The organism is Micromonospora sp. NPDC051924, assembly GCF_055586005.1.
The window spans coordinates 16,300-42,898 of the sequence record NZ_JBVJJA010000050.1; the positions used below are offsets into that span (position 1 = coordinate 16,300).

General features: G+C 70.3%; 21 protein-coding genes and 1 pseudogene. 8 read left to right on the plus strand and 14 right to left on the minus strand.

Annotation, left to right across the window (positions count from 1 at the left end; genetic code table 11):
• From ACZ6S5_RS29210 to ACZ6S5_RS29235, 6 genes are all read right to left on the minus strand, one after another.
• Window positions 1–534: a tripartite tricarboxylate transporter TctB family protein gene (locus ACZ6S5_RS29210; RefSeq protein WP_466005440.1), complete on the minus strand. Its 534-nt coding sequence runs from the start codon at window positions 532–534 to the stop codon at window positions 1–3.
• Window positions 535–1,512, minus strand: a complete 978-nt coding sequence (locus ACZ6S5_RS29215) for a tripartite tricarboxylate transporter substrate binding protein (protein WP_466005441.1) — start codon at window positions 1,510–1,512, stop codon at window positions 535–537.
• A 107-nt stretch (window positions 1,513–1,619) separates the two neighbouring features.
• Window positions 1,620–2,390 carry a triose-phosphate isomerase gene (locus ACZ6S5_RS29220; RefSeq protein WP_466005442.1) on the minus strand — a complete coding sequence of 257 codons (771 nt, stop codon included), beginning with the start codon at window positions 2,388–2,390 and terminating at the stop codon, window positions 1,620–1,622.
• A gap of 4 nt (window positions 2,391–2,394) precedes the next feature.
• On the minus strand, window positions 2,395–2,850 hold the full coding sequence (locus ACZ6S5_RS29225; RefSeq protein ID WP_466005443.1) for a ribose-5-phosphate isomerase: 456 nt from the start codon (window positions 2,848–2,850) through the stop codon (window positions 2,395–2,397).
• Complete coding sequence (locus ACZ6S5_RS29230; protein ID WP_466005444.1) at window positions 2,847–4,577, minus strand: dihydroxyacetone kinase family protein; 1,731 nt, start codon at window positions 4,575–4,577, stop codon at window positions 2,847–2,849. Before ACZ6S5_RS29230 ends, ACZ6S5_RS29225 begins: the two co-directional genes overlap by 4 nt.
• Window positions 4,574–5,515 (minus strand): sugar phosphate isomerase/epimerase family protein, encoded by a 942-nt coding sequence (locus ACZ6S5_RS29235; RefSeq protein ID WP_466005445.1) that lies wholly within the window; start codon window positions 5,513–5,515, stop codon window positions 4,574–4,576. Before ACZ6S5_RS29235 ends, ACZ6S5_RS29230 begins: the two co-directional genes overlap by 4 nt.
• 178 nt (window positions 5,516–5,693) lie before the next feature.
• Between ACZ6S5_RS29235 and ACZ6S5_RS29240 the strand changes: the two genes are divergently transcribed.
• Both ACZ6S5_RS29240 and ACZ6S5_RS29245 read left to right on the plus strand, forming a co-directional pair.
• Window positions 5,694–6,377 carry a GntR family transcriptional regulator gene (locus ACZ6S5_RS29240; RefSeq protein WP_466005446.1) on the plus strand — a complete coding sequence of 228 codons (684 nt, stop codon included), beginning with the start codon at window positions 5,694–5,696 and terminating at the stop codon, window positions 6,375–6,377.
• Between the two features lie 111 nt (window positions 6,378–6,488).
• Window positions 6,489–7,496: a 4-hydroxythreonine-4-phosphate dehydrogenase PdxA gene (locus ACZ6S5_RS29245; RefSeq protein ID WP_466005447.1), complete on the plus strand. Its 1,008-nt coding sequence runs from the start codon at window positions 6,489–6,491 to the stop codon at window positions 7,494–7,496.
• 57 nt (window positions 7,497–7,553) lie between these two features.
• On the opposite strand, the pseudogene ACZ6S5_RS29250 reads toward ACZ6S5_RS29245, so the two are convergent.
• Window positions 7,554–7,737 (minus strand): annotated as a pseudogene (locus tag ACZ6S5_RS29250) (AMP-binding enzyme); the annotation flags it as partial.
• A 183-nt stretch (window positions 7,738–7,920) separates the two neighbouring features.
• Here ACZ6S5_RS29250 and ACZ6S5_RS29255 point away from each other — a divergent pair.
• Window positions 7,921–9,396, plus strand: a complete 1,476-nt coding sequence (locus tag ACZ6S5_RS29255) for a M1 family metallopeptidase (protein WP_466005448.1) — start codon at window positions 7,921–7,923, stop codon at window positions 9,394–9,396.
• A 6-nt stretch (window positions 9,397–9,402) separates the two neighbouring features.
• Here the strand turns inward: ACZ6S5_RS29255 and ACZ6S5_RS29260 are convergent, their stop codons facing one another.
• From ACZ6S5_RS29260 to ACZ6S5_RS29270, 3 genes are all read right to left on the minus strand, one after another.
• Complete coding sequence (locus ACZ6S5_RS29260) at window positions 9,403–11,229, minus strand: AMP-dependent synthetase/ligase (protein ID WP_466005449.1); 1,827 nt, start codon at window positions 11,227–11,229, stop codon at window positions 9,403–9,405.
• Between the two features lie 74 nt (window positions 11,230–11,303).
• On the minus strand, window positions 11,304–11,564 hold the full coding sequence (locus tag ACZ6S5_RS29265) for a hypothetical protein (protein WP_466005450.1): 261 nt from the start codon (window positions 11,562–11,564) through the stop codon (window positions 11,304–11,306).
• Window positions 11,565–11,640: 76 nt separating this feature from the next.
• Entirely contained in the window at window positions 11,641–12,927 is a 1,287-nt protein-coding gene (locus tag ACZ6S5_RS29270; protein ID WP_466005451.1) for an erythromycin esterase family protein, read from the minus strand.
• A gap of 445 nt (window positions 12,928–13,372) precedes the next feature.
• Here ACZ6S5_RS29270 and ACZ6S5_RS29275 point away from each other — a divergent pair, with 445 nt between their 5' ends.
• The 3 genes from ACZ6S5_RS29275 to ACZ6S5_RS29285 all read left to right on the plus strand — a co-directional run bounded on the left by ACZ6S5_RS29275 (window position 13,373) and on the right by ACZ6S5_RS29285 (window position 19,766).
• On the plus strand, window positions 13,373–16,903 hold the full coding sequence (locus ACZ6S5_RS29275; protein WP_466005452.1) for a ThuA domain-containing protein: 3,531 nt from the start codon (window positions 13,373–13,375) through the stop codon (window positions 16,901–16,903).
• 80 nt (window positions 16,904–16,983) lie between these two features.
• Window positions 16,984–18,291 (plus strand): sugar phosphate isomerase/epimerase family protein, encoded by a 1,308-nt coding sequence (locus ACZ6S5_RS29280; RefSeq protein WP_466005453.1) that lies wholly within the window; start codon window positions 16,984–16,986, stop codon window positions 18,289–18,291.
• A 281-nt stretch (window positions 18,292–18,572) separates the two neighbouring features.
• Complete coding sequence (locus ACZ6S5_RS29285; protein WP_466005454.1) at window positions 18,573–19,766, plus strand: ROK family protein; 1,194 nt, start codon at window positions 18,573–18,575, stop codon at window positions 19,764–19,766.
• A 53-nt stretch (window positions 19,767–19,819) separates the two neighbouring features.
• Here the strand turns inward: ACZ6S5_RS29285 and ACZ6S5_RS29290 are convergent, their stop codons facing one another.
• Window positions 19,820–20,161, minus strand: a complete 342-nt coding sequence (locus ACZ6S5_RS29290) for a GlsB/YeaQ/YmgE family stress response membrane protein (RefSeq protein WP_466005455.1) — start codon at window positions 20,159–20,161, stop codon at window positions 19,820–19,822.
• A 155-nt stretch (window positions 20,162–20,316) separates the two neighbouring features.
• On the opposite strand from ACZ6S5_RS29290, the gene ACZ6S5_RS29295 reads away from it, so the two are divergent.
• The gene (locus ACZ6S5_RS29295) at window positions 20,317–20,742 is read left to right on the plus strand and encodes a VOC family protein (RefSeq protein ID WP_466005456.1); all 426 of its coding nucleotides are present in this window, start codon (window positions 20,317–20,319) and stop codon (window positions 20,740–20,742) included.
• 27 nt (window positions 20,743–20,769) lie between these two features.
• Here ACZ6S5_RS29295 and ACZ6S5_RS29300 read toward each other — a convergent pair whose 3' ends face one another.
• From ACZ6S5_RS29300 to ACZ6S5_RS29310, 3 genes are read right to left on the minus strand one after another with little or no spacing between them, the layout of a single operon-like run.
• Complete coding sequence (locus ACZ6S5_RS29300; protein WP_466005457.1) at window positions 20,770–21,735, minus strand: ROK family protein; 966 nt, start codon at window positions 21,733–21,735, stop codon at window positions 20,770–20,772.
• A 4-nt stretch (window positions 21,736–21,739) separates the two neighbouring features.
• Window positions 21,740–23,209, minus strand: coding sequence for a M81 family metallopeptidase (locus ACZ6S5_RS29305; protein WP_466005458.1), 1,470 nt, complete (start codon window positions 23,207–23,209; stop codon window positions 21,740–21,742).
• Window positions 23,210–23,222: 13 nt separating this feature from the next.
• On the minus strand, window positions 23,223–24,368 hold the full coding sequence (locus ACZ6S5_RS29310) for an ROK family transcriptional regulator (RefSeq protein WP_466005459.1): 1,146 nt from the start codon (window positions 24,366–24,368) through the stop codon (window positions 23,223–23,225).
• Window positions 24,369–24,656: 288 nt separating this feature from the next.
• Between ACZ6S5_RS29310 and ACZ6S5_RS29315 the strand changes: the two genes are divergently transcribed.
• Window positions 24,657–26,462 (plus strand): peptide ABC transporter substrate-binding protein, encoded by a 1,806-nt coding sequence (locus ACZ6S5_RS29315; protein WP_466005460.1) that lies wholly within the window; start codon window positions 24,657–24,659, stop codon window positions 26,460–26,462.
• The last annotated feature ends 137 nt before the right edge of the window (window positions 26,463–26,599 follow it).

Sequence of the window (26,599 nt, forward strand, 5' to 3'; positions counted from 1 at the left end):
TCAGCCCTCCGTACCGAGTCCGAGTAGCCCGCCGGGCAGGGGCACCTTGAGGAACAGGCCGAAGATGCCGTAGACCAGGGCGGCGGTGAGCACGGCGATGAGTGCGGACCTCACCGGCGACTGCCGTTCGATCCAGGTGGAGATCACGAAGACCAGCCCGGCGAACGCCGCCAGGAATCCGACGGCCTGTACCAGGAGGATCGCGCCGAAGGTCAGCGCGAACACTGCCCAGAGGTTGCGGACCCGCTCCCGCTGGCTGCGTCCGGTGACGTCGATGTCGTCGTCGTCGGCGTCCGAGCGCTCCGCCGCTTCGCCCGCACCGACGGGCGCTGCCGCCGGCCGGATCGCGATCCAGCTGCTGAGCACCGCGGTCAGTCCGCCGGCGACGACCGGGAGGAAGCCGGGACCGACCCGGCCGTCGTCGACGAACACGCCGTAGAAGAAGCCTCCCGCCGCTGCGGCGAGGCCGAGCAGGGCGAGGACGGCGTACGCCATTGCCTCGCCGCTGCCACGAAGCCGAGTCAGCGTACTCACCTACTTACCCAGCGCTGTCTTGAGCAGGTCGTTGTTGTCCTTCAGGTACCGCGTGAAGTCGTCCCCGAACAGGGCGTTCGGCTGTAGGTAGTTGCTGGCGATGTACTGCTTCGCCTTGTCGGAATCGACGAAGGTCCGGCTGGCGTCGATCCAGAACCGCTTGGCCTCCGGGCTGATCCCACCGGGCGCGATCATGCCCCGGAACTGCGCATACGCGACGTCGACGCCCTGCTCCTTGGCGGTCGGGATGTCCTTGAGCTCGGGGTATTCGTACCGCTTCTCGGAGAAGGAGCACAGCGCCTTCAGCTTGCCGGCCTTGAGTTGCTCGACGACCTCTCCGGGGTTGAGCGACGCGACCTGGATCTGGTTGCCCAGCAACGCCGCGAGCAGTTCGTCGCCGGACTCGAACGGAACCCGGTCGAACTTGGCGCCGGTGGCCTGCTCGGTCAGCGTGAAGACCACGTTGTCCAGGCTGGTCGCGCCAGAGACACCGGCGAGCACTCGACCGGTCTTGCTGGCGTTCACCACGTCCGTGCAGGTCTGCCAGGGGGAGCTGGTGGGAGCGACGGCCAGGGTGAAGTCATCGCCGATCTTCATGATGGGGGTGAAGGACGTGTAGTCAAAGTTGACTTTGGTGTTCAGCGGCAGGGCCAGCAGGGCGGTCTCGCTGGGCAGCAGGTAGTTGGGGTCGCCCTGCTTGCTCAGGAAGTAGGAGTAGCCGACCGCACCCGAGCCGCCGTCCCGGTTCTCCGTGTTGACGCGCAGGCCCGGGACCACAGCCTCCAGACCCGCGGCGATCGACCGGCCGGACACGTCGCTACCGCCGCCCGCGCCGAACGGGACGACCATGGTGACGTTGCCCCTGGGCTTGAACGATCCGCCGTCCGATTTCTGGCCGTTGGCGCTGCTGGTGCAGCCGCTGGCGGCGAGGAGCGAAGCGGCCGCGACTGCGGTGAGCAGCGAAGTACTGCGCTTCATGATGAGCCCTTCGTGGTGTGGTGGTGGGGGTAGGCAGGGTCTTTGCTCAGTGATGGAGGGTGTGGGCCGACGTCGGTCGTGGAGTTCCCACCCCTGTCCGGGTACGGCTACGCCGGTACGGGGCCGAGTTGCTGTGCCACGTCGGCCGCGATGTGGAGCAACCTGAGGTAGCCGTCGACGGTCCACGCACTGCGCCCGACGAACAGTCCGCGCACGCCGGGCGCATGCAGCAACTGCCGGGCGTTTCCAGCGTTGACCGAGCCGCCGTACAGCACGGCGGACACGCCGTCGCCGTACTCGGTGGCGAGCGCCTCGGTGACCTCGGCCACCTCGCTGACCGTGGGCTCCCGGCCGTGCTCGCCGATCGCCCAGACCGGCTCATAGGCCAGCAGCACCGCCGACGGATCGGTCACCTGCTCCAGGGCGGCGGCGGTCTGCCTGAGTACGTACTCGGCAGCCCCACCAGCGGCCCGCATGTGCGCCGGCTCCCCGACGCAGACGAGGGCCGTCAGGCCGTGCCGCAGCGTCGCGTGGACCTTCCGGTTGACCGAGTCGTCTGTCTCGCCGAAGTGCTGGCGCCGCTCGGAGTGTCCGATCTCGACCACCGTCGCGCCGACGTCGGCGACCTGTGGCACCGAGAGCTCTCCGGTCCAGGCGCCGCTGTCCGCCCAGTGCGCGTTCTGTGCACCGACGATGACCCGCGATGTCGGCGGCAGCGCGTCGCGGACCACGGAGATGGCGGTGGCTGGGGGGATGACGAACGCCTGGACGCCGGGCCAGCCGCCCGGCGGCGTCGCATCCCGCAGGCCGTCGGCGTATCGGGCCGCCTCGGCCCGGGTCTTGTTCATCTTCCAGCTGGTGCCGATCCAGAGGACCACGCCGTCAGCCTCCCTCGTACGAGCAGATCGCGGCGACCTTGGCCGCGGAGGCGGAGGTGGGATCGAACGAGTAGGCCAGCCACTCCCGAGCCAGCCGCCGCGCGAGCTCCAGCCCGATGACACGCTGCCCGAAGGTGAGCACCTGGGCGTTGTTCGACAGGATCGCGCGTTCAACCGAGAACGAGTCGTGAGCCGTGACCGCCCGGATGCCGGGCACCTTGTTCGCGGCGATGGCGACACCCAGACCCGTGCCGCAGACCAGCAGGGCGCGGTCAGCGGTGCCCTCGACGATCAGACGGGCGGCGGCAACGGCGATGTGCGGGTAGTCCGTGTCCTCGTCGGAGCTGACGCCTACGTCAATGACCTCCCGCACGTGCGGATCGGCGGCCAGGTCGGCCTTGAGCGTCTCCTTGTAGCTGAAGCCGGCGCTGTCCGCGCCGACGACGATTCGTAGTGTCATCCTTCCTCCCCGGGCTGAACGGTGGAGATGTGGTCGGTGAGGGCGGTGGCGATCAGGGCGAAGGAGACCGCCCCGGCGTCGGGCGTGCCGATGCTGTGGTCGCCGTGGGTGCGGGCCCGGCCGAGCCGGGCAGGTATCCGGGCGGTTTCCGCGGCGGCCACGGCCGCCTCCGCGGCGGCCACCGACCAGGCGGCGGGCAGCGCCGTTCCCGCCGCTGTCTCGGCCCTCAGGACGTGCAGGAACGGCACGGCGGCGTCGACCATTGTCTTGTCACCCGGTTGCGCACCGCCCAGCCGGACAACGGTCTCGACGGCCGCCGCGACCGCACGGACGATGTCGTCGGGCGTCGGTGGCCGCTCGTCATCCAGAGCGGCGCCGGCGGCGGTGAGGGCGGCGCCCCAGAGCGCACCCGAGGTGCCCCCGGCCCGCTCGGCCCAGGCGTTGGCGGCGGCGACCAGTAGTCCACGGACTCCCGCCTGCGCACCGACCGCCGCCGCAGCGGCTTCGGCAGCGGCCGCGCTGCCCCGGGCCATGCCGATGCCATGGTCTCCGTCGCCGGCCACCGCGTCGATCTCACCGAGCCGGCCCTCGTGCGTGAGTACGACGTCCCGGACAGCGGCCAGTGCCTGCGCGACCCGAGCGGCGCACGCCTGGGCGGCCGGCGATCCGGGGCGCGGCCGCGGCCGGGGCGGGGCCACCGGCGACAGCGGGCGGGGCGGGTGCTGCGGCACCGGACGGCGTTGGAAGGCGGGCGTGTCGGCAGGGGCGACCCAGTACGCCTCCAGATCCTCGTCGAGGAACGTGACGCTCAGCGACAGCCCGGCCATGTTCAGGCTGGTGACGTGCTCACCGACCACCGGCCGGACGATGCCCAGGCCGGCCCGCTCCAGCCGGTGGGCGACCCGGCGGTAGATGAGGAACAGCTCTTCGTGCTTGCTCGACCCGAGGCCGTTGACCAGCACCGCCACCCGACCGCGCGATGCGCCGGCGCCGGCCTCATCGAGGATCTCGTCGACCAGCAGGTCCGCCACCTCGTCGGCGCTGGGCAGCGCCTTCGCGCCGATCCCCGGTTCCCCGTGGATACCGAGCCCGATGGCCATCTGCCCGCTGTCGACGGTGAACAACGGGCGGTCGGCGCCCGGTAGGGTACAGCCGTGAAAGGCGACGCCGATGGACCGGGTGGAGGCATTGGCGCGCCGGCCGACCGCCTCGACGCCGGTCAGGTCAAGGCCCGCCTCGGCCGCCGCGCAGACAATCTTGAAGACGATGAGGTCACCGGCGACACCACGACGGCGGTGCCGCTGCTCTGGCGGGGCTGAGGCGATGTCGTCGATCACGGCGATGGTGCGGACATCGATGCCTTCGGCGCGCAGCCGCTCGGCGGCCTGGCCGAAGTGCAGGACATCCCCGGCGTAGTTGCCGAAGCCAAGGATGATGCCGGCGCCGGCGTCGGCGGCGCGGGCGACCGAGTAGATCTGGTTCGCCGCGGGCGAGGCGAAGGTGTTGCCGCACGCGGCGCCGTGGGCGAACCCGGGGCCGACCCAGCCGGCGAAGGCTGGGTAGTGCCCGGAGCCGCCGCCGAGCACGATCGCGACTTGACCGGCCGGTGCGGCTGCGGCGCGCACGACACCGCCGGGTACCGCGAGGACGTACTCCTGATGGGCGGCAACGAATCCTTCAAGCGCTTCCGTGGCAAACTCTGCGGCGGCATTGACCAGGCGCGTCATCGTATGGCCCCCAGCCTGGTCCGGAGAAGACCGCGCAGGTAGTCGCGGTTGCGGGCGGACACACCCAACCCGTCACCGCCGTAGTGCTCGACACAAATCGGGCCCTGGAAACCGGCGTCGATGGCGATCTCGATGGCCCGCCGATAGCTGATCAGGCCGGACTCGGCCGGGGCGGGGACGGTGAAGTACGCCCCGGTGGCTGGGTCATGGTCGCGGTAGTAGTTCTTGATGTGCCAGTAGTTGGCGTACGGGAGTGTGGTCAGGTGCAGCTGCTCCCAGTCCTCGACGGGCCGGTGCAGGCGGATGAGATTGCCGATGTCCGGGTTCAGTCCGACGTTCGGCAGGTTGATGGCCCTCACGAGCGCAACCGCGCCGTCCGCCGTACCGAGGAGGGTGTCCTCGTACATCTCCAGGGACAGCGCGACGCCGAAGGTGGCGGCGTGCCGCCCGATCTGCGCGAACCGGTTGACCGCGAGCTCGAAGCTCGCCTGGTCCTGCTGGGTGTCGGCCGGGCCGGGCTCGGTCCAGAACCACTGGGCCGCCTGCTGCCGGACGGTCAGCGGGCGGTGCAGTCCCAGACAGACCACGCTTGTGCCGATGGCTGCTGCGGCTTCGACCGTGCGCAACGCGTACTGAAGGTTGGCCTCGCCGTCGTCGGGGTCGAGGATGCTGCGCCGGACGACCGAGATGGCGGTCACCCCCAGGTTGCGTTCCTTGAGCGTGCCGGCCAGCTCGGCCCGCTGGCGGTCATCGAGGTCACCTGGACGCAGCCAACTGTCGGTGATGTCGACGTGATCGAAGCCGCAGGCGCTGATCTCGGCGAAGACTCTGCCCCATTCGGCGGGACCAGCGTCCTGGACACTTCTCCCCGCCCGGGACTGCCCGGGGAACTGGATCAGGGCAGCGCCGATGGGCCACCGCTCTGCCGTCCAAACCATTCCTGTCTCCGATCCACGTCGCCGCCGGTGATGGCCGTCCCACTGCCGTCGCTCGCCGACATCCTTGTCCGTAGATCCTGTAGGATCCACGATCGTGCGCCATGTGTCCAGAGGTACCGCCGGTAGGATCTCAGCCACCATGACAACGCCCTTGAATCCCGCGTCGCTGGAGCCCGATGTGGCCCGCACCGTCGAGCGACGCGCGCTACGGGATGGCGTCTACGACGCGATCCTGGAGCTACTCCTGGAAGGCCGGGTCAAACCCGGCGCGTCGCTGAGCATCGACGCCCTCGCCCGGCAGCTCGGCGTCTCACCCACGCCCGTTCGCGAGGCGATGGTGCAGCTGGAGCACACCGGCCTGGTCACCCGGGCCGCGCTGAAGGGCTATCGGGTGGCGCCGCCCCTGTCGGCGGATCGCATGTCCGAGCTGGTCGACGCCCGCACGCTCCTGGAAGTCGCCGCCGTCCGCGGTGCCGTGCCGATGACCGCCGAGGCACTGCTGGAGCTGAAAGCCGCGCATTCCGACCACGTGCTGGCGGCCGAGTACGTCAAGCGCAGGGGGGCCGGCGACGAGACAAGCTGGTCGATCGTCCGCCGGTACTACACCGCGGACTGGGCCTTTCACCGGGTCATCCTGCACCACTGCGGCAACCAATACCTGCTGCAGTTGGTCGAGTTTCTCTCGCCCCAGGTCCATCGGATGCGCCAGTCACTCGGCCACGGCCTCACCGACGTGGACCAGGCGGTGGCCGAGCACGGGTTGATCCTCGAGGCGATCGCGTCCGGCGACAACCAGCGGGCCGAAGATGCCATGCGTGCCCATCTGCTCGGCGTACGGGCCCGGTCCTTGGCGGAGAGCTGACGTACGGTCCGTGCTTGACGGACCGACGCTGGGACAGGAACCCTATAGGAAACATGGTCCGTGGATGCGTTCCCGCGGAACGAGCGCCGAGATGCCCAGAAGAGGAACCAGATGCTGCAGAAAACCACCGAAGGAATCCTGCCCCGGCTCGCCCTGACGCTGGGTGACCCGGCCGGCATCGGCCCGGAACTCGCCGTCCGGCTGCTGGCCACGCCCGGCAACCTCGACCGGGCAGAGGTGTACGTCCTCAGCGACGCCGCGGAGTTCAAGGCGGTCGTCAGCGAGTTCGGCGTGGACGTCCCGGTGGCCGACGTAGCCACCCCGGGCCACGCCGTCCTCGTCGGCAGCGACCTGTCCGGGCGAACGGTGGCGCGCCGGGCGGTCAGCCGAGAGGCCGGCGAGCGGGTGATGAGCGACCTCCACAAGGCGCTGAGCCTCTTCCAGGCGGGCGCGGTGGACGCCATCATGTTCACCCCGCTGAACAAGGCCTCGCTGCACCTGGCTGGCATGGACGAGGAGGACGAACTTCGCTGGTTCGCCAAGAACCTCGGCTACGCCGGTACCACCTCGGAGTTGAACTTCGTGCCTGGACTGGTGACCTCCCGGGTGACCTCACACATCCCGCTGAAGGAGGTTGCCGCACGGATCAGCGCCGACTCCGTCCGCGCGGCCGTCCGCCTCCTCGACGACGTGCTCAAGGGATCGGGGAACGCGGCCCCCCGTCTCGCCGTCTGCGCACTCAACCCACACGCCGGCGAGAACGGACAGTTCGGCCGAGAGGAGATCGATCACATCGCGCCCGGCATCGAGGCCGCCCGGGCGGAGGGAATCGACGCCACCGGCCCATACCCCTGCGACACCATCTTCATCAAGGCCAGAGACGGCCACTTCGACGGTGTGGTCACCATGTACCACGACCAGGGCCAGATCGCGATGAAGCTGATGGGGTTCGATCGAGGGGTCACCGTCCAAGGTGGCCTGCCGGTACCGATAGCGACCCCGTCGCACGGCACCGCGTTCGAGATCGTCGGCAGAGGCATTGCCCACCTCGGCCCCACCCAGCACGCGTACGACCTGGCCGTCGCCCTCGGCCGACGCACCCTGCCGAACAGGCGATAGGCCGTCGGGGCCGGTCGAGTCGCTGGCATACCGGTGAAGGACGTCCGGCCGGCGCCCGGCCTCGGTCGCCGCGTCGGCGACCACATAGGCGACACCGGTTGCCCGAGGTCGGGGCGGGGCGCGCCGATCACCGCGCGGCCTCCCGCATCGCCCCGTGAGCGAGCAGCGCGTTCGCCACCTCGCCCGCCCCGATCCGGTATCCGCCGCTCTTGATCATGTCGATCGCGGTACGACCGGCGAGTAGACCGGCCACACGTGATCACGGGCTCGTTCTGCAACCAGGACGTGCGGCGCCGGGGCACTTGGCGGGCTGTCTCTCCGGCATCGAAGACACGACAATGACGTTCGCCTGAGTCGTCGATCACGCGGGCAGCGACGCCGCGATGGGACCCACGGAAGTCGATCTCTACCGTAGGGTGCGCTGATGCGTCACCGCCTGCCACTGGCCCTGCTCCTCGGCCCGCTGCTCATCGCCGGCTGCACCGCCGACCCGGCCACTTCGGCCACCGGCTCGTCCGCCGCGCCCACGACCGCCCCGAGCTCCACCGCGCCCGCGGTCGACTACACCGTCTGGCAGGCCGGGCGCTCCGCCCCGGTGGCCGACCGGGTCTACCCCGCGCGGGGCACCACGGCGTTGGACGTCCTGCACTACGACCTGGAGTTGGACTGGGCACCGTCGACCAGGACGCTGACCGGCACCGCCACGCTGCGGATCCGGCCCACCAAGGACGCCTCCGATCTGGTGCTCGACTTCATGCCGTATCAGGTCGACGGGGTGACCCTGGACGGCGCGGCGGTCACCGGCACCGTGGCCAAGGAGAAGCTGACCGTGACCGCCGCGGTCGTCGCCGACCAGCCGGTGACCCTGGTGCTGAAGTACCACGGCAGGCCGAAGACGACGCCGATGCCGTCGCACCGCAAGGACGTGGAGGATCTGGGCCTCACCGTCACCAAGGAGGGCGGCCTGTGGACCATGCAGGAGCCGTTCGGCGCCTTCACCTGGTACCCGGCCAACGACCAGCCGTCCGACGAAGCCCTCTACGACATCCGGGTGACCGTCCCAGCGGGCTGGTCCGCGATCGCCAGCGGCACCGCGGCCGGCCAGTCCGGCACCACCTTCACCTATCACAGCACCGAGCCGGTGGCGACCTACCTGACCACCCTCGCGGTCGGGAAGTACCAGAAGCTGACCGCCAAGGGGCCGCGTGGCATCCCGCTGACCTACTGGTACCGCAAGGGCGCTGACGACAAGCTGCTGCCGTACCTGAAGAAGTCCCCGCAGTATCTGGCCTGGCTGGAGAAGAAGTTCGGTCCCTATCCTTTCCCCTCCGGCGGCGTCGTGGTGGTCGACTCGGAGTCCGGCATGGAGACCCAGCAGATGATCACGATGGGCCGGAAGATCGACAACACCAAGGCCCGCCGGGACCGCTGGGGGAGCGACCTGCTGCACGAGTACGCCCACCAGTGGTTCGGAGATTCCGTCACCCCGACCACCTGGACGGATCTGTGGCTGAACGAGGGCTGGGCCCAGTACGCCCAGGACCTGCACACCAAGGAGACCCTGCACCTCAGCGACGCGAGCCTGGACCGGTACCTGCGGGACGCCGACGCCGCGTCGCGCAAGAAGCTCGGCCCACCCGGCAAGCCCAGTCCGAAGAACTTCGCCGAGGGCAACGTCTACCTGTGCCCGGAAGCCATGCTCCACGAGATTCACCGCCAGTTGGGCGACAAGGCGTTCTTCGCGCTGGCCCGCGCCTGGGTGCAGGAACACCGCAACACCCAGCAGGATCGGTCGTCGTTCATCGCCTTCGTCAACAAGCAGACCGGGCGCGACTTCACCAAGCTCATCAACACCTGGCTGGACTCGAAGACCACACCGAAGCGGCTCACCGTCACCTGAACCGGGTCAGTGGCCGCGATAGAGCACGTCGATGTCGGCGGCGCGGTGCCGCTGCACCGCCTCGCGCCTGATCTTCAGGGTGGGAGTGAGTTCACCGTTGGCCTCGGTGAAGTCGTCGGGCAGGATCCGGAAGGTCTTGATCGCCTCCGCGTGGGAGACCGCCCGGTTCGCCTGGTCGATCGCGTGCTGGATCTCGCCGCGCAGGGCGGGGTCCTCACGCAACTCCGCGACGGAGGCGCGCGGGTGGCCGTGCGCGTCGCGCCACCGGGACCATGCCTGCGGGTCGATGGTCACCAGGGCGGCGACGTACGGCTTGCCGTTTCCGGTCAGCATGGACTGGCTGACCAGCGGATGGGCGCGGACCCGGTCCTCGAGCGGGGCGGGAGCGATGTTCTTTCCCTCCGCGGTCACCATGATCTCCTTGGTGCGTCCGGTGATCCGCAGATAGCCGTCGTCGTCGAGGCTGCCGAGGTCGCCGGTGCGGAACCAGCCGTCCGGGGTGAACGTCTCGCTGGTCGCGGCCGGGTTGTGCCAGTAGCCCTGGAACACGACGTCCCCGCGGACGAGGATCTCCCCGCCGTCGGCGATGGCCAACTCCACGCCGGGCAGGGGGCGGCCGACGGTGCCGATCCGCATCGCCGAGGGCCGGTTCGCCGCCAGCGCCGGGGACGTCTCCGTCAACCCGTACCCCTCCAGGGCCGTCAGGCCGGCACCCCGGAAGAAGTGCCCGAGCCGCTCACCGAGCGGAGCCCCGCCGACGACGGCGACTCGGCAGCGGCCGCCGAACGCGGCCCGCAGCTTCCGGTAGACCAACAGGTCCAGCAGACCCCGCAGTAGCCGCAGGCCCGTACCGGGGCCGGACGGGGCGTCGAGCGCGCGGCTGTACCGCACCGCCACCCGGTCCGCGATGGCGAACAGCCACCCCCGATGCTGGTCGGCGGCCTTCTGCCGCGCGCTCGTGTACGCCTTCTCGAACACCCGCGGCACCGCGAGGACGAACGTCGGCCGGTACCGGCGTAGCTGGTCCAGTACGCCGCGCGCGCTGGGGCTGTGCACCATCGTCGCCCGGGTCTGCACCATCCCCACCTGGACCATCCTGGCGAAGGCGTGGGCCAGCGGCAGGAACAGGACCGTCGACGCCGTCTGGTTGAACAGCTCCGGCAGCGCCGCGACCGCGTTGCCGACGTCGAGGTGGATGTTCCGGTGCGTCAGCACGCAGCCCTTGGGCCGGCCCGTGGTCCCGCTGGTGTAGACGATCGTGGCCGGGTCCGCGCCCGACACCGCGGCACGCCGGCGGTCGGCGACCTCCTCGTCGACGGCCCGGCCCCGCTCAGCCAGCTGGATCAGGTCGCCGGAGTCGATCTGCCACACCTCGCGCAGCTCCGGCAGCCCGTCGCGTACGCCGGCCAGCAGGGCGGCGTGGTCGGCCGTCTCCACCACGCACGCCACCGCGCCCGAGTCGGCGAGGATCCAGGCCAGCTGTTCGGCGCTCGACGTGTCGTACACCGGCACGGTCACCGCGCCGATCGCCCACACCGCGTAGTCGACGAGGGTCCACTCATACCGGGTGCGGCTCATCAGCGCCACCGGGGTCCCGGGCGCCACGCCGGCCGCGATGAGCCCCCGCGCCACGGCCAGCACGTCGTCGCGGAACTGCCGGCAGGTCACCGCCGTCGGGTCACCGGGCGGGTGCGGCCACGTCCGGGCGTCTAGGTCCGGGCGCCGGAACTGCACCGCGCCCGGGTCCCGCCGCGCGTTGTCCCACACCACGTCGGCCAGGCCCACCGACTCCCCGCCGGTGACCTCCGGCTCCACTTTGATGCTGCGCCGCATCACGTCCCTCGGCTCTCCACCGATGCGATGTCGCGGCCCGTTGCCGAGTCGGCAACGGGCCGGAACCTGACGTCCTACCGGCTCTTCTTGAGCTGGTCGCAGAGTTGCTGGGGATCGCGGACGAAGTCCATCTTCCGGTCGCGTGCCCGGGAGAAGTCGTCGATCATGTGTTGCACCTCGCCGGGGGTGAACCGTCGGTCCTCGTCGCCCGACTTCTTCAGCCAGCCGATCACGTCGTCGTAGCTCTTCCAGTCCTTCTTGCCCATCAGGCGCTCGATGTCGGTGACGTCGTAGTCCTTCTGCATCGCCTGGCTGGACGGGTCGTGGATCTTCATCACGTGCTCCTCTCCGTAATCCGCCGCGCGATTGCCCGCGACGTCCGGCGGCAAACGGCCGGCGCGATGATCGCCGTCAGACGCCCGACGGATACGTTTCGGGCTCGGCCAGGCTGACGGGGCGTACGCGCAGCGGCCGGACCGCCTGGGTCTCGTCGATCCAGCAGAAGGCGTCGTAGCGGTCGCCGAGCACCGTCGGCACGTAGTTGCCGTAGCTCTCCCGCTCGGGGTGGTAGACGACCCCGATTGCCCGGTGGTCGAGTTCGTCGGTGAGCACGTCGGGCTTGCCGTCGTCCGGGAAGACGAACAGGGTCTGCGCCGGTGCGGCGCCGTGCAGTACCTCCTCCAACGAGTGCCGGCGGCCCGGCGGCACCGGCATCACCTCCATCAGCGCGCCCCACGCGTCACCGGCCACCACCGTGCCGTGATGGGTGCCGAAGCCGACCAGCACGACCTGGTCCGGGCCGTACCGCTCCCGCGCGAGCTGACCGATGTTGACCTCTCCGGCGTCGGTCATGTCGGTGGCGCGGGCGTCCCCGACGTGGGTGTTGTGCGCCCAGACGACCGCCTTCGACCCCGGCCCGTAGTGCCGCAACAGCCGGTCGAGGGTGTCGTCCATGTGCCGGTCTCGCACGTTCCACGACTCCCGGCCACCGCGCGCCATCGTCCGGTAGTAGCGCTCGGCCCCGGCGACGATCTCGGCGTTCTGCCAGGCCCCGAAGCGGCCCGCACCGTCGGCGACGGCCCGCTCGCGCAGCCCCACGAGCAGGTCCACCACCTCGTTCTCGCAGTTGTTCGGCACGAACCGGGTGGCCAACGCGTACTGCTGCGGATTCTCGTCGTACGGCTCGAAGCAGCGGTACGCGGCCAGGGCCGCCGGCACCTGCTCCGGGTCGTGCTCCTGCAACCAGGTGATGATCTCGCGCAACGACTCCCACAACGAGTACACGTCCAGGCCGTGGAACCCGGCGCGGTCCGGCTCGTCCACCCGCGCGTTGCGGGTACGCAGCCAGCGGGTGAAGTCGACGACCTCCTCGTTGGCCCACATCCAGGTCGGCCAGCGTTCGAAGGTGGCCAGCGCGTCCCGCGGGTCGCTGGGCGCGCCGGCCTGGCAACGGACACTGTGGTCCACCCGGTCGCAGTCGGGCCAGTCGCCCTCCACGGCGACGAACGAGAAGCCCTTCTCCTCGATCAGCCGCCGGCTGATCGCCGCGCGCCAGGCGTAGAACTCGTGCGTGCCGTGGCTCGCCTCGCCGAGCATCACCACCCGGGCGTTCCCGATCCGGTCCAGCAGCACGTCCAGGTCACCCGGGTCGGCCAGCGGCGCTGCCAGCCCGGTCACCTCGTCGTCGTAGCGCCCCATGTTCACTCCCGCCGCGTCGGATGCCGGCCCGTGGTCACGCCCCCTGGCGTACCCGGCCCGGCAACGGCCATGCGAAGGACCGGAGCGGGTCGCGGCCTTCACCTGGCAAGAACTTTCGTTGACACGAACAAAAGCAGCCGTATCTGCAAGGAAACTTCCGTGCAACAGACTCTTTCTTTGCGCGACATGCAGATATAGAGTCACGCCGAAGGCCGCCAACCAGTCACTCGCCCGCCGAGCGGCACCCCCGGCGACACTGAGGTGGACCTCGGCGCACCGCACAGCAACACAGCGACCGTCTATCCCCGTACGCCGTCTCTCCGGCCGTACCGGCGCATCCCGCCGACCACACCATTCCCGTTCCACACGGTTCCTGACCGCACCGTTCCCGGGCCGCCTCTTCGCGACGGTCCGCCAGTCGGTCATGCCCTTGCGAGGAGGTTCCATGCGCAGACCTCTCGGCCGTCGCCTCACCGCCGTCGCCGGTGTGCTGACGCTCGTCGGCGCCACGCTCATCGGCCCGGCGTCCGCTCCCACCCCCGCGGCGGCGGCACCCGCCCCCGCCAGCGACGGCATCCAGTACCGGGTGCTCGTCTTCACCAAGTCCACAAGCGCCGACCCGGCGGCGACCACCGCCGGCGTCGAAGCCATCAGAGAACTCGGCGAGCAGCTGCGGTTCAGCGTCCAGACGACCGACGACGCCCGCAAGTTCGACCTCGCCTACCTGAAGAAGTTCCGCGCGGTCGTCTTCCTCAACACCTCCGGCGACGTGCTCAACGCGGCCCAACAGGCGGCGTTCGAGTCGTACTACCGCGCCGGCGGCGGCTTCGTCGGCATCGGCTCGGCGATCGAAGCCCAGCCCGGCTGGCAGTTCCTGTCCGATGTGCTCGGCACCCGCGCCTCCGGCCGGACCGGCGTCCAGTCCGGCACCATCAAGGTCGCCGATCGCGTGCACGACGCGTCCAAGAACCTGCCGGAGTACTGGACCCGCAGCGACGCCTGGTACAACTTCCAGTCCAACGTTCGTGGAAAGAGCCACGTCCTCGCCACCGTCGTCGAGGACACCTTCGCGCAGCAGTCGTGGGGTGGCACGCTCACGGGCATCACCGGTGGCACCATGGGCGCCGACCACCCGGTCACGTGGTGCAAGGACTGGCAGGGCGGCCGCTCGTTCTACACGGCGCTCGGCAACACCGCCGCCGGCTTCGGCGAGGCGAACCTGCGATCCCATCTGGGCGGCGCCATCAAGTGGGCCGCGGGGCAGGCCGACCCGGTCTACTCCGACTGCGGGGCGACCGTGCTCGCCAACTACCAGCAGACCGCCGTCGCGCTCCCGCCCAACACCAACGAGCCGATCGGTTTCGACGTCCTGCCCGACAGCCGGGTCATCCAGACCGACCGCCGCGGCGGCGTCCGCCTGCACGACCCCAAGTCCAACACCACGACCGTGCTGGCCCAGATCCCGGTCTACACGGCCAGCGAGGACGGCCTGTACGGGCCGGGCATCGACAACAACTTCGCGACCAACCACTGGGTCTACCTCTACTACGCGCCGCCGACCGTGAAGGACGTGAAGCTGTCCACCGGCGAGATCGTCACCCAGACGACGCCGACGGCCAACGCCCCGAACACCGGCGACTCACCGGCGGTGTGGGACCCCTGGGTCGGTTACTTCCAGCTCTCCCGCTTCAAGTTCGTGGACGCGACGGCGGACACGCCGGCCCACCTCGACACGGCGTCCGAGCAGGAGATCATGCGCGTGCCGGTCAACCGCGGTGCCTGCTGCCACGTGGCCGGCGACATCGACTTCGACAAGCACGGCAACCTCTGGCTGGTCACCGGCGACGACACGCCGGCCGGCGGCGGCAACTCCGGCGGCTTCTCCCCGTTCAACGACCAGCTCACCACGACCGGGCAGTACAACGCCCCGTTCGTGGACGCCCGGCGCTCCGCGCAGAACACCAACGACCTGCGCGGCAAGGTCCTGCGGATCACGGTCAAGGACGGCGACATCGCGTCCGGCGAGGCCAACCACTTCGGCGGGGCGTACACGGCGCCGACGGGCAACCTGTTCCCGGTCGGCGCGGAGAAGACCCGCCCGGAGATCTACGCGATGGGCTTCCGGAACCCGTTCCGGATCCAGGTCGACGAGAACGACGTCGCCTACATCACCGACTACTCACCCGACTCACAGACGCCGCAGAACTTCCGCGGCCCGGCGGGCACCGGCCGGGTGGAGATCGTCCGCAAGCCGGCGAACTACGGGTGGCCACTGTGCTACAAGACCGACCTGCCGTACTACCGGTGGGACTTCAACACCTCCACCCCACTCGACAACCCGGCTCAGACGTTCGAGTGTGACAACCCGACCCGGGGACCGCAGAACAACTCGCGCTGGAACCTCAACGGCGGGCCCAGCGTCGAGCCCGGCCTCGAGTACGGACCGCCGATCACCAACCCGGACATCTGGTACTCGTACACGCCGGAGAACCGGGCCACCAACCCGATCGGTACGCCGTGCCTGGCGTACTACAACGGCTCGGGCGCCACGACCTGCCCGCGGCTGTTCCCGGAGCTGGGCACCGGCGGCGTGGGCCCGCAGGGGTCGGCGAAGTACCACTTCGACCCGAACAATGCCGACCCGACGAAGCTGCCGCCCTACTACGACAACGCGGTCTTCGTCGGCGAGTTCACCCGGGACACGCTGCGCGAGGTCCGGCTCGACTCGCAGAACCGCGTCTTCAAGATCAACAATGTGCTGGACTGCGGCGGCCTCAACGCGCGGCGGGTGCCGGACACGAGCAACCCGTTCGAGTGCGACAACCCGATGGACATGCAGTTCGACGGGAAGGGACACTTCTACCTCCTCGGCTACGGCGACGGCTTCTTCAACATCAACAACGATGCCGGCCTCTACCGGTGGGACTACGTCAAGGGCCAGCGCGCGCCGACCCCGGTACTCGCCGCCTCCCCGACCAGCGGCGCCGCGCCGCTGACCGTGCAGTTCTCCAGCGCCGGCTCGCGCGACCCCGACCCGAGTGACTCGATCCGGTTCGAGTGGGACTTCACCGGCGACGGCGTCGTCGACTCCACCGACCCGGACCCGCAGTTCACCTACACCACGCCCGGCCAGTACACGGCGCGGCTGACCGTGCTGGACTCCAGCGGAAAGTCCGCGTCCGCGAACACCACCATCACGGTGGGCAACACCGCCCCCAAGGTGACCATCAACACCCCGGTGGAGGGCGGCACGTTCGCCTTCGGCGACAACATCCCGTTCTCGGTGACGGTCACCGACCCGGAGGACGGCACGATCGACTGCAGCCGCGTCGCGGTGACGTTCGTGCTCGGCCACGACACCCACGGGCACGCCGAGCAGACCGTCAACGGCTGCACGGGGGTCCTGCCGACCGACGCCAACGACGTGTCGCACGGCGGCAACGTCTTCGGCGTCATCAGCGCCTCCTACACCGACCTGGGCGGTCCGGGCGGGGTGCCGGCGCTGACCACGGTCGCGCAGAACAACGTCCGCCAGAAGCGGCAGGAGGTCGAGTTCGCCGCCGAAGAGTCCGGGACGAACGTCGCCACGACGAACGACCCGGCGGGCGGCAGCCAGCACCGCGGCAGCCTCGGCAGCGGCGACTGGATCGCGCTCAACGGCCCCTTCAACCTGCAGAACATCAACTCGCTCACCTTCCGGGTGGCGAGCACGTCGACGCAGGTACCGGCGGGCGGCCCGATGGCCGCCGTGGAAGTCCACCTCGACACGGTCAACGGACCGATCCTGACCACCGCGGCGCTCACCTCGACCGGTGACACGGCGACCTGGCAGAGCCAGACGTTCCCGATCACGGATCCGGGTGGCCTGCACAAGGTCTACCTCGTGTTCCGGTCGGTCACCGGTGGTCAGACCGGCGGCAACCTGGTCAACCTCAACTGGACCGAGTTCGGCGGACAAGGGGTGAGCGGCCCCTAGTACACGCGGGCGGGTGCGCCGCACCGCGCGGCGCACCCGCCCCCAAATCGCATCGATCACTCTCCGAGGGAGGAACCACAATGGCCTTTGACAGCAGGATCAGCCGCCGGCGACTCATGGCCGGCGCCGGCGCGGCAGCCGCCGCGGCGTTCAGCCCGCTCGGCCCGGCAGCGGTGTTCTCGCCGAGTCTGGCGAGCGCGGCGAACGGGCGGCTCATCCCGGACGGCAAGCTGGGCAACATCACGTACAGCCAGCGTGACGTGCCCACCCGGGTCGGCATCGCGGCCAGCGCCGCGATGGGCGTCGCCCCGACGATGGGCTACCTGGGCGGCCCGACCTTCCCCCAGGACCCGAACGACCTCGGCCCACTGGTGCCGCTGCCCGGCGGCTGGGTGGAGCTGTTCGAGTTCCTGGCGGGCTGCGGATTCAAGCAGATCGAGTTCGCCGGCTACGGGCAACACGCCGCCAACGCCGGCGGCGCCGCGCCCAACCCCGCGCCGGGCGGGGTGACCACGCCCGAGTCTCGGGCGGCCTACCTGGCCTACGCGCGCACGCTGCGCGGCTTCCTCGACGCCTACGGCCTGCAGGCGATCGGCAACCACGGGTTCGTCCCGAACACGTGGAACGGCCCGAACAGCCCCGGCGGGGCCATGTCGACCGAGGACTACAACCGGCTGCAGACCGAACTGGAGTTCGCGGCCATCCTCGGCATGCCCTACATGGGCACCGGCAGCGACCCGACGAGCGCCAACAACCGCAACATCGAGCCGTGGACGGTCGCAGGGGAGAAGTGGGAGGCGCTGAACCGGATCAGCCTCCAGTGGGGCATTCAGATGTACACCCACAACCACTCGCCGGCATACAACTTCCTCCAGGACGGCCCGCTGGTCACCGTCACCGAGGACCGCGTCACCGGCGCGCCGATCGCGCCGACCGTGGTGCGCGCCGAATCCGGCAAGCGGCTCATGCAGCACTACCTCGACGTCACGGATCCCGGGCTGGTCGTCGTCGAGATGGACATCTACTGGGCGCACGTCGCACAGCACCAGTGGCGGTGGCGCTACGACGAAAACGGCCGGCGGGTGGAGGACATCTTCGACCCGACCGCCCAGGTGGCGACGCAGACCATGCGCTACGCGCTGTTCCACGCCAAGGACGGTGACGCCACCACGCAGCCGGACGGCGTCGGCGACGGCTACACCATGATCCCCTTCGGTGACCCGCGCAGCGACATCAACTTCCAGTCGTTCTTCGGGAACATCGGCGCCAAGGGCTACCACAACCCCAACTACGAGCAGGACAACGCCCCGGGCGGCAGCGCCGACCCGGGCCGGTCGCTGCGCTTCGCGAAGATCAGCGCCGGCAACATGGCCGCACTCCGTGGCTGAGCCGCCGGCTCGCCGCCCCGCTCGCGCTGTCAACGGCGCGAGCGGGGCGGTGCCTCGGGATCATTCCGGTCGGCCGCCGCAGGCGCGGTGTCGCCTCGCGCACCACCGGGCGCTCGATGCCGGCGGCCCGTCCTGCCGGCAGCGCTCTCGGCGCGCCCCAGCTCGCTGCGCAGAGGCCTTCCTCCATGCGGGCTGATGGCCGCGGCGGCACCGATCAGCGCCTGAGGCAGCGATCGAGCGCCCAGGACAGTCGACGCGATCCCTGGTGGAAGGCGCACCGGATGGCGACCTCGTTGCCGGGCCGCGCCGAGATGCCGCTGCCGGCCAGAGTGCTGACGCGACTGCGTGAGGCCGGTCCGCAGTCCCGCCTCCAGTTGGCGGAGCACCTCGAGGTGACACGTACGGCGATCGCCACCGAGCTCAAGCGGCTCACCGGACTTCGCCTCGTCGAGGAGATCAAGCCGGCAGGGTCTCGCGGCGGCCGCTCCACGGCCGTCGACATATCCGGCAATGTCCGATTCGTTGGCATCGCGATCGGCGCCACCTCGGTGTCCATCGCGGTGACCGATGGTCGGCTACAGGTGCTTGAGCTGCAGCGAACGGAGTGCGACGTACGTCAGGGCCCGGAACCGGTGCTCGAACTCGCGATGAAGCTGAGCCGCCAACTCCTTTCGAACCTGGGGGTGAACAAGCCGCTCGGGGTCGGTGTCGGCGTCCCCGGCCCGGTCGACTTCAGTCGCGGGATCTCGGTGTCACCACCGATCATGCCCAAGTGGGATCGTTACCCCGTCCGCGATCTCCTCGCCGGACAGTTCGATTGTCCGGTGGCGATGGACAACGACGTCAACGTCATGGCCCTGGGCGAGCAGCTGGCAGGCGCAGCCACCGCCGTCGACGACTTCCTGTTCGTGAAGATCGGCACTGGCATCGGCTGTGGCGTCGTGGCGAACGGCGAGCTCTACCGCGGCATGGACGGATGCGCCGGGGACATAGGGCACATCCGGGTCCCCGACTCCGACGTCCTCTGCCTGTGCGGCAACACAGGATGCCTGGAAGCGTCCTTCGGCGGAGCCGCACTGGGCCGCGAAGCTCTTGCCGCGGCCCGATCGGGTCGCTCACCACTTCTCCGAGAGCTTCTCGACCGCAACGGCACCTTGACCGCGGCGGAGGTAGGCCAGGCGGTCAGCGCCGGCGACGCCACGGCCGTGCAGTTGGTGCGCGACGGTGGACGGCGCGTCGGCGAGGTGCTGAGGGGCCTGGTGTCATTCTTCAACCCGAGCCTCATCGTCCTCGGTGGCGGACTGACGAAGCTGGGACACGTCCTGCTCGCCGAGATGCGCAGCGTGATCTATCGCCGCTCGTTGCCCCTCGCCACCAGGAATCTTCGGATCACGATGAGCGACGCGGGCCGCCAAGCTGGCGTCATCGGTGCCGCCAGACTCGTCAGCGACCAGGTCTACTGCCTTCATCGGTAACTGGCGTTCCCCTGCGCCTCGCGCACCACGTCGTTGTCCCCTCACCCGCTCTCTCATCCCTTGGCGCGGGCACGACCGGACCGCCTGGCGGGAGCGTCATCACCGCCGGCGAGCCGGGTGTACGTGAGCATGTTCGCCAGCGCCACCCCGACGACCGCGAACCCGACCTGGAGCGCGAGGACGATCCAGTCCCAATGGAGCACCCAGAGTTCGACGCCGGCAGCGTGGTCGACGTCGAGCATCCGCGCGACGAAGGTGCCCAGCACTGCCGCGCCGACACCGATGATGAAGGTCGCGAACACGCCGATCCGCTGCCTGCCCGGCAGGACGAGCCGTCCGAGCATGCCGACGAGGGCACCGATGAGTACGGCGCCGAGATAACCGGTCACCAGCATTGCTGTCACTCCCCTTCCGACCGCACCCGCACTACATGCCCGAGCGGTGCGCGGTCGGAAACACGGCTTGCGGCAGAGGCAGGCTGGTTGTTACACCCCTCTATGCGAAGGGGACGCGTGCGAACCGGCGTTCCGGTCACGAGAAGGAGCAGATGATGACGAGTCGTGCCGGGTTCCACCTCGCGATTCCGGTCGATGACCTGGCGCGGGCCCGCGCCTTCTACGGTGGCGTCCTCGGACTCGCCGAGGGGCGCTCTTCCGACGCCTGGGTCGACTGGAACTTCTACGGACACCAGGTGGTGACCCACGTCGTACCGGCGGCTCGGCCGTCCGATGCGGGGCGCAACCCGGTCGACGGACACGACGTGCCGGTGCCGCACTTCGGACTCATCCTGTCGATCGAGGACTTCCATGCTGTGGCGGACCGGATCCGCGCCGCCGGCGCCGAGTTCGTGATCGAGCCGTATCTGCGGTTCGCCGGCGAGCCGGGCGAGCAGTGGACGATGTTCTTCCGCGACCCGGCCGGCAATGCCATGGAGTTCAAGTCGTTCCGGGACGAGTCGCAGATCTTCGCCACGTAGTGGCGGCCGTGCCCGATCCCCGTGCCGTCACGCCACGGGCAGCACGAGCCCGGGGGCGCCCCAGCCGGCCGGCACCGGCAGACCGGCCTCCCGTCGGGCCATGATGGCGGCACCGACCTGGGCGGCCTGGGCGCCGAAGGCGGAGCGGAGGACCGGCGGCGGGGTCCGCCAGGCGAGGGCCGCGCGGAGGGCGTCGCGTACCGGGTCGAAGAACAGCGCGCCCGCGTCGGCCAGCCCACCGCCGAGCACGATGCGCGCCGGGTCGAGGGTCAGGGTGAGCGTGGCCAGGGCGGTCCCCAACGCCTGGGTCGCGTCGTCCCAGACGGCGCGGGCCACCGGGTCGGTGGGCACGGCGTCGGCGATGGCCCGGCTGTCCAGCCCCGGTGTCCCGCCGAGTCGGGCGTAGCGGCGGGCCAGACCGGCGGCGGAGGCGTACACCTCCAGGCATCCCCGCTGCCCGCAGCTGCACGGCTCCCCGCCCGGGTAGACCGGCATGTGGCCGACCTCGCCGGCCGCGCCGGTCGCGCCCGCCACCGGCGCGCCATGCACCACCACCGCCGCGGCGATGCCGGTACCTAGCGGGAGCAGCAGGAAGTTGTCCAGCCCGTCGGCCGCTCCGGCCACCGCCTCGGCGACGCCGGCCGCCCGGGCGTCGTGCCCGACCGCCACCGGCAGCCCGAGATCGTCCCCGACGAGGGCGCGCAGCGGCACGTCACGGAAGCGCAGATTGGCGGCGTACCGCACCACGCCTTCGGTCTCGTCGACGAGGCCGGGGGTGACCACGCCGATCGCGACGGGCGCGGTGCCGAGGGCGCGCGCCTCGTCGCGTAACTGGAGGCAGAGGGACCGGACCGCCGCGACCGGGTCGTCGTCGGCCCGGGACGGCACGATCAGCGACTGCCGGAACCGGCCGTCGTCGCCGACCACGGCTCCCTTGATGGTCGTCCCACCGACGTCGACGGCGAGGACGGACCGGCCTTCGGGCTGCGTCACGCGATCACCCGGTCACCGCGGTGAGGTCCGCGGTGAAGTCGCGGTCCAGGGGGAACACCGGTCGCGCCACCTTCTGGTACGGCAGCCGCGCGAGATCCTGGTCGACGCCGCCGGGCGTCAGCGCGAGCAGCCAGTCGCCGGCCGCATCGAACAGTTCGGGCTCGAGGTAGCCGATCTTGACCACGACGAGATCCATCGCGTCGACCGCGATCCCCAGCCGCGCGTACGAGTCCAGCAGGCGGTACTGCATCCGGCGGGACGTGACGAAGACGCTCAGTCCGCCGACCCGTACGCTGACGCACCGCCCGCCGTCGGGATCGTCGGCGACCGCCTCCAGGGTCCCGTCGAGGGTGAGCGGACCCGGGTCCCGGGAGTCGATCCGGCCGCCGACGGCGACCTGGACGGGTGAGCCGAGCGGCCGGTCGGCGATCTGCGCCACGGCCTCCGGGTCGACCAGCGAGGCGAAGACGGCGCGGTGCGAGCCGTCGCGGATCTCGGGGCGGGCCAGCAGCCGCTCGAGGGCGTAGGTCACGTCGTCGGCGCCACCGGCGCCCGGGTTGTCGCCCGAGTCGCTGATGAAGAACGGCCGGCGGGTCGGATCGGCGACCGCGGCCACGGCGGTGTCGAGGCACTCGTCCATCGAACCCGTGGGCGCGACGAAGGCGAACTCGTCGCGGGCCGCCCAGAACTGCCCGCCGAGCTCCCGGGCCGCCTCGGCGGCGGCGGTGGCGTCGGTGCCGGTGACGACGACCGCGCCGCGGCAGCGCGGCTGGTCGGCCCAGGCGAACCCGATCCAGATCGCCGCGTCGATGATGCCGTCCCGGGCCTCGACCTCGGGGATCCTCGCGTAGAGGCCCCGGGCCGGCTCCTCGCGGGTGCTGGTCATCTCACCCGGCAGCAGGATCGGCACGTGGACCAGCGCCTTGTGCGGACGCTGCCGTCGGCGCAGCGCCTCGACCAGGTTCCGGGCGGCGCGCTCCCGGGTCTCCCACACGTCGACGTGCGGGGCGGTGCGGTAGCAGGTGAGCAGGTCGCAGGCGTCGAAGAGCACCGGCGAGACGTTGCCGTGCAGGTCCATCGCCGCGGAGATGAACGGCTCCGGGCCGATCACCGACCGGATGGCGGTGACCAGTTCGCCCTCCGCGTCGTCGTGTCCGACGACGCTCATCGCGCCGTGGATGTCCAGCAGCATGCCGTCCAACGGGCCGGCGGCCCCGAGCTTCTCCACGATCTCCGCGGCCCAGACCTGGTACGTCTCCGGGTCCACCGCCCCGCCGGGCAGGGCGCGGGCGTGCACGAGCGGGATCCACTCGACGTCGACGGCCCAGGGCTGGGCGGGGGAGAGCCAGTCGTATCGCGCCAGCAGCGCGTCGCCCCGGGTGACTTCGAAGTCGTCGGCGGTGCTCAGGTGGGGGGAGAACGTGCTGGATTCGATGTGGATGCCGCCGATGGCGACGCGGAGGGGACGGGGCACGGGTGGTGGCTCCTCAGAAAACTCGTACGTCGGCCGTCGTGCGCAGCAGGTGCCCGAGGCCGACCAGGGCCGCATCCGGGCCCGCGACGCTGGCTTCGATGGTCAGGGACTGGGTCATGGACGGCAGGCAGCGCTCGTAGAGCATCCCGCGGGTGGCGGCCACGTACACGTCCAGGCTGGACAGGGCACCGCCGATGACGACGGCGTCGGGGTTGAGGAAGTTGACCAGTCCGGAGAGCGCCACCCCGAGCAGCCGGCCGGCGTGGCGCACCATGGTCACCACGGTCGGGTCGGCGTCGCTGACCGCCGCCATGATGTCCCGGACGGTGGTCGCCGACGAACCCTGCTCGGCCAACTCGCGGGCCAGGGCCGCGCCGCTGGCGACGGTCTCCAGGCAGCCTCGGCTGCCACAGGAACACGTCCGCTCGCCGCTGTCCTCCACGCGTACGTGCGTGACGTCGCCGCTGAGGCCGCGGCCGCCGCGGAAGACCTGGCCGTCGCTGACCAGGCAGGCGCCGATGCCGGTGCCGGCCTTGACGTAGATCATGTCGCCGGACTCCTGACCCCGGGTGACGTACTCACCGATCGCCGCGGCCTTGGCGTCGTTCTCGACGATCACCGGCACCTGGAAACGCTCGGTGAGGAGCGCCTTCGCGTCGACGCCGCTCCAGCCGGGCATCCGGGCCGGGCCGATCACCCGCCCCTGGGGGAACTCGACCGGGCCCGGCAGGGCGACGCCGACGCCGAGCAACGCCTGGCCGGGCGCGGTCGCCGCCTGGAGTCGCGCGAAGGTCGCCGCGACGACCTCGAGAACCTTCTCGGGCCCGGCGGCGATGTCGATCGCCACTTCCTCGGTGGTGTTCAGCCCTCCGCCGGGCGCGCACAACCCCACCCGCGCGTGCTTGCCGCCCAACTCCGCGACGGCGAGGACCCCCTTGGTCTCCCGCAGGCGCAGGATCCGGGGCCGCCGCCCGCCGGTGGACCGGCCCACCCCCTCCTCCAGGATGGCGCCCTCCTCGAGCAGCCGGCGCACCACGGTGGTGACGGTCGAGGGGGCGACCTGCAACGCCTCGATCAGGTCGGCGCGCGAGGTGGCCGCGCCGCTGGCCAGCAGGCTGAGCGTCTGGTCGCGCAGGGTGGCGGAGATCGGTGGTTCCAAGATGTCTCTCCTTGTTCGGGCGGTCCTCCGGCGCCGCCCCAGTGTGTCGCAGTGCCAAAGCCCGGTTGCGCTCCGGAGTCCACGCGAAGAGCATCGTTCGATGCTTCGCCGACTTTGATCGTATCCTGACCAAAGTCCGCGAACAAAGAGGTTAATTTTCGTTGACTCGGCACTTCGGCGCGGATACATTCTCCGCGTCGACGACGAGGCAGCACCGGGCGGCTGGACGCGCGGCAGCGCCGCCGGCGCCCGGAGACGCGGGCACATGCAGATCAATCGAGGAGATTCATGAGGAGCAGATTTCCCCGTCGCGCCCTCCGCGGCGCGGTGGCGGTAGCCGGCGCGGTCGCCCTCGGGGCCGGCCTGGTCGCCTGCGGTGGCGGCAGCGGTTCGTCGAAGGACGGCGGTAGTCAGGGCAAGGACACCGTGACCGTCGCCTTCCGCACCCCCAACTGGATCCTGCCGATCTCGGCCCCCGGCTTCACCCAGGGCGAGAACGCCATCTTCGGCCAGGCGCTGTACCGGTCGCTCTACCAGTACAAGCTGGACGGGACGGCGCAGTACAACATCGACCCGCAGCGCTCGATGGCCGAACCGCCGGTGGTCAGCAACGGCGGCAAGACCCTGACCATCACGCTGAAGGACAACACCTGGTCCGACGGCAAGCCCGTCACCACCAAGGACATCCAGTTCTGGTACGACCTGGTCACCGCGAACAAGGACAAGTGGGCGTCCTACCGGGCCGGCGGCCTCCCGGACAACATCGCGCAGTGGTCGGTGAAGGACGACAAGACCTTCTCGATCACCACCACGAAGGTCTACAACACCGCCTGGTTCGTGGACAACCAGCTCAACAAGATCACCCCGATGCCGGAGCACGCCTGGGACAAGGACTCCGCCACCGCGGCCGTGAGCAACCTGGCCAGCACGCCGGAGGGCGCGAAGAAGGTCTTCGCCTTCCTCACCGCCGCCGCCAAGGACCCCAAGACGTACGACTCCAACGAGCTGTGGAAGGTCACCAGCGGCCCCTGGAAGCTGGCGAAGTACGTGCCGAACGGCGAGGTCACCCTCGCCGCCCAGCCGAACTACTCCGGCACGGACAAGCCGAAGCTGGCCAAGGTCGTGCTCCGGCCGTTTACCGGCGACGACGCCGAGTTCAACGTGCTGCGCGCCGGTGACATCGACTACGGGTACGTGCCGGCGGCCAACCTGTCCCAGAAGGACTACCTCACGTCCAAGGGCTACACGGTCTCTCCCTGGTACGGCTGGTCCGTCACCTACCTGCAGCTGAACTTCAACAACCCGAAGACCGGGGTGCTGTTCAAGCAGCCGTACCTGCGGCAGTCGATGCAGATGCTCATCGACCAGCCGACGATCAGCAAGGTGATCTGGTCCGGCACGGCCGCGCCGACCTGCGGCCCGGTCCCGGCCAAGCCGGGCACCAACGGCACCGACGCCACCGGCTGCGCCTACTCCTTCGACCCGGCCAAGGCCAAGGAACTCCTGGAGAGCCACGGCTGGAAGGTGACCCCGGACGGGAAGACCACCTGCCAGACCCCGGGCACCGGGCCGAACCAGTGCGGCGACGGCATCGCCGCCGGCACGGCGCTGAACTTCACCGTCACCAGCCAGACCGGTTTCGCCGCCACCACCAAGATGTTCGCCGAGATCAAGTCGCAGATGGCCAAGCTCGGCATCCAGCTGACCATCAAGGAGGTGCCCGACTCGGTCGCCGTCACCCCGGCCTGCAAGCCGACGGACGCTACCTGCTCCTGGGACATGTCCTTCTTCGGCTCGCAGGGCAGCTGGTACTACCCGGCCTTCGCCAGCGGCGAGCGGCTCTTCGCCACCGGCGCCCCGGTCAACCTGGGCAGCTACAGCAACCCCGAGGCCGACAAGCTCATCGAGGCCACGCAGTTCTCCGGCGACGAGAGCGCGCTCAAGGCGTACAACGACTTCCTCGCCAAGGACCTGCCGGTGCTCTGGATGCCGAACCCGGTGTACCAGGTCTCGGCGTACCGGTCCGGCCTGCAGGGCGTCGAGCCGCAGGACCCGATGAACTTCATGTACTTCCAGGACTGGTCCTGGAAGTGACCGACCACTGATCGACCCGGCCCCGGGGGGGGGGGGGGGGGGGGGGGGGGGGGGGGGGGGGGGGGGGGGGGGGGGGGGGGGGGGGGGGGGGGGGGGGGTGTGTTGGGGGGGGGGGGGGGGGTGTCTTTTGTTTTTTT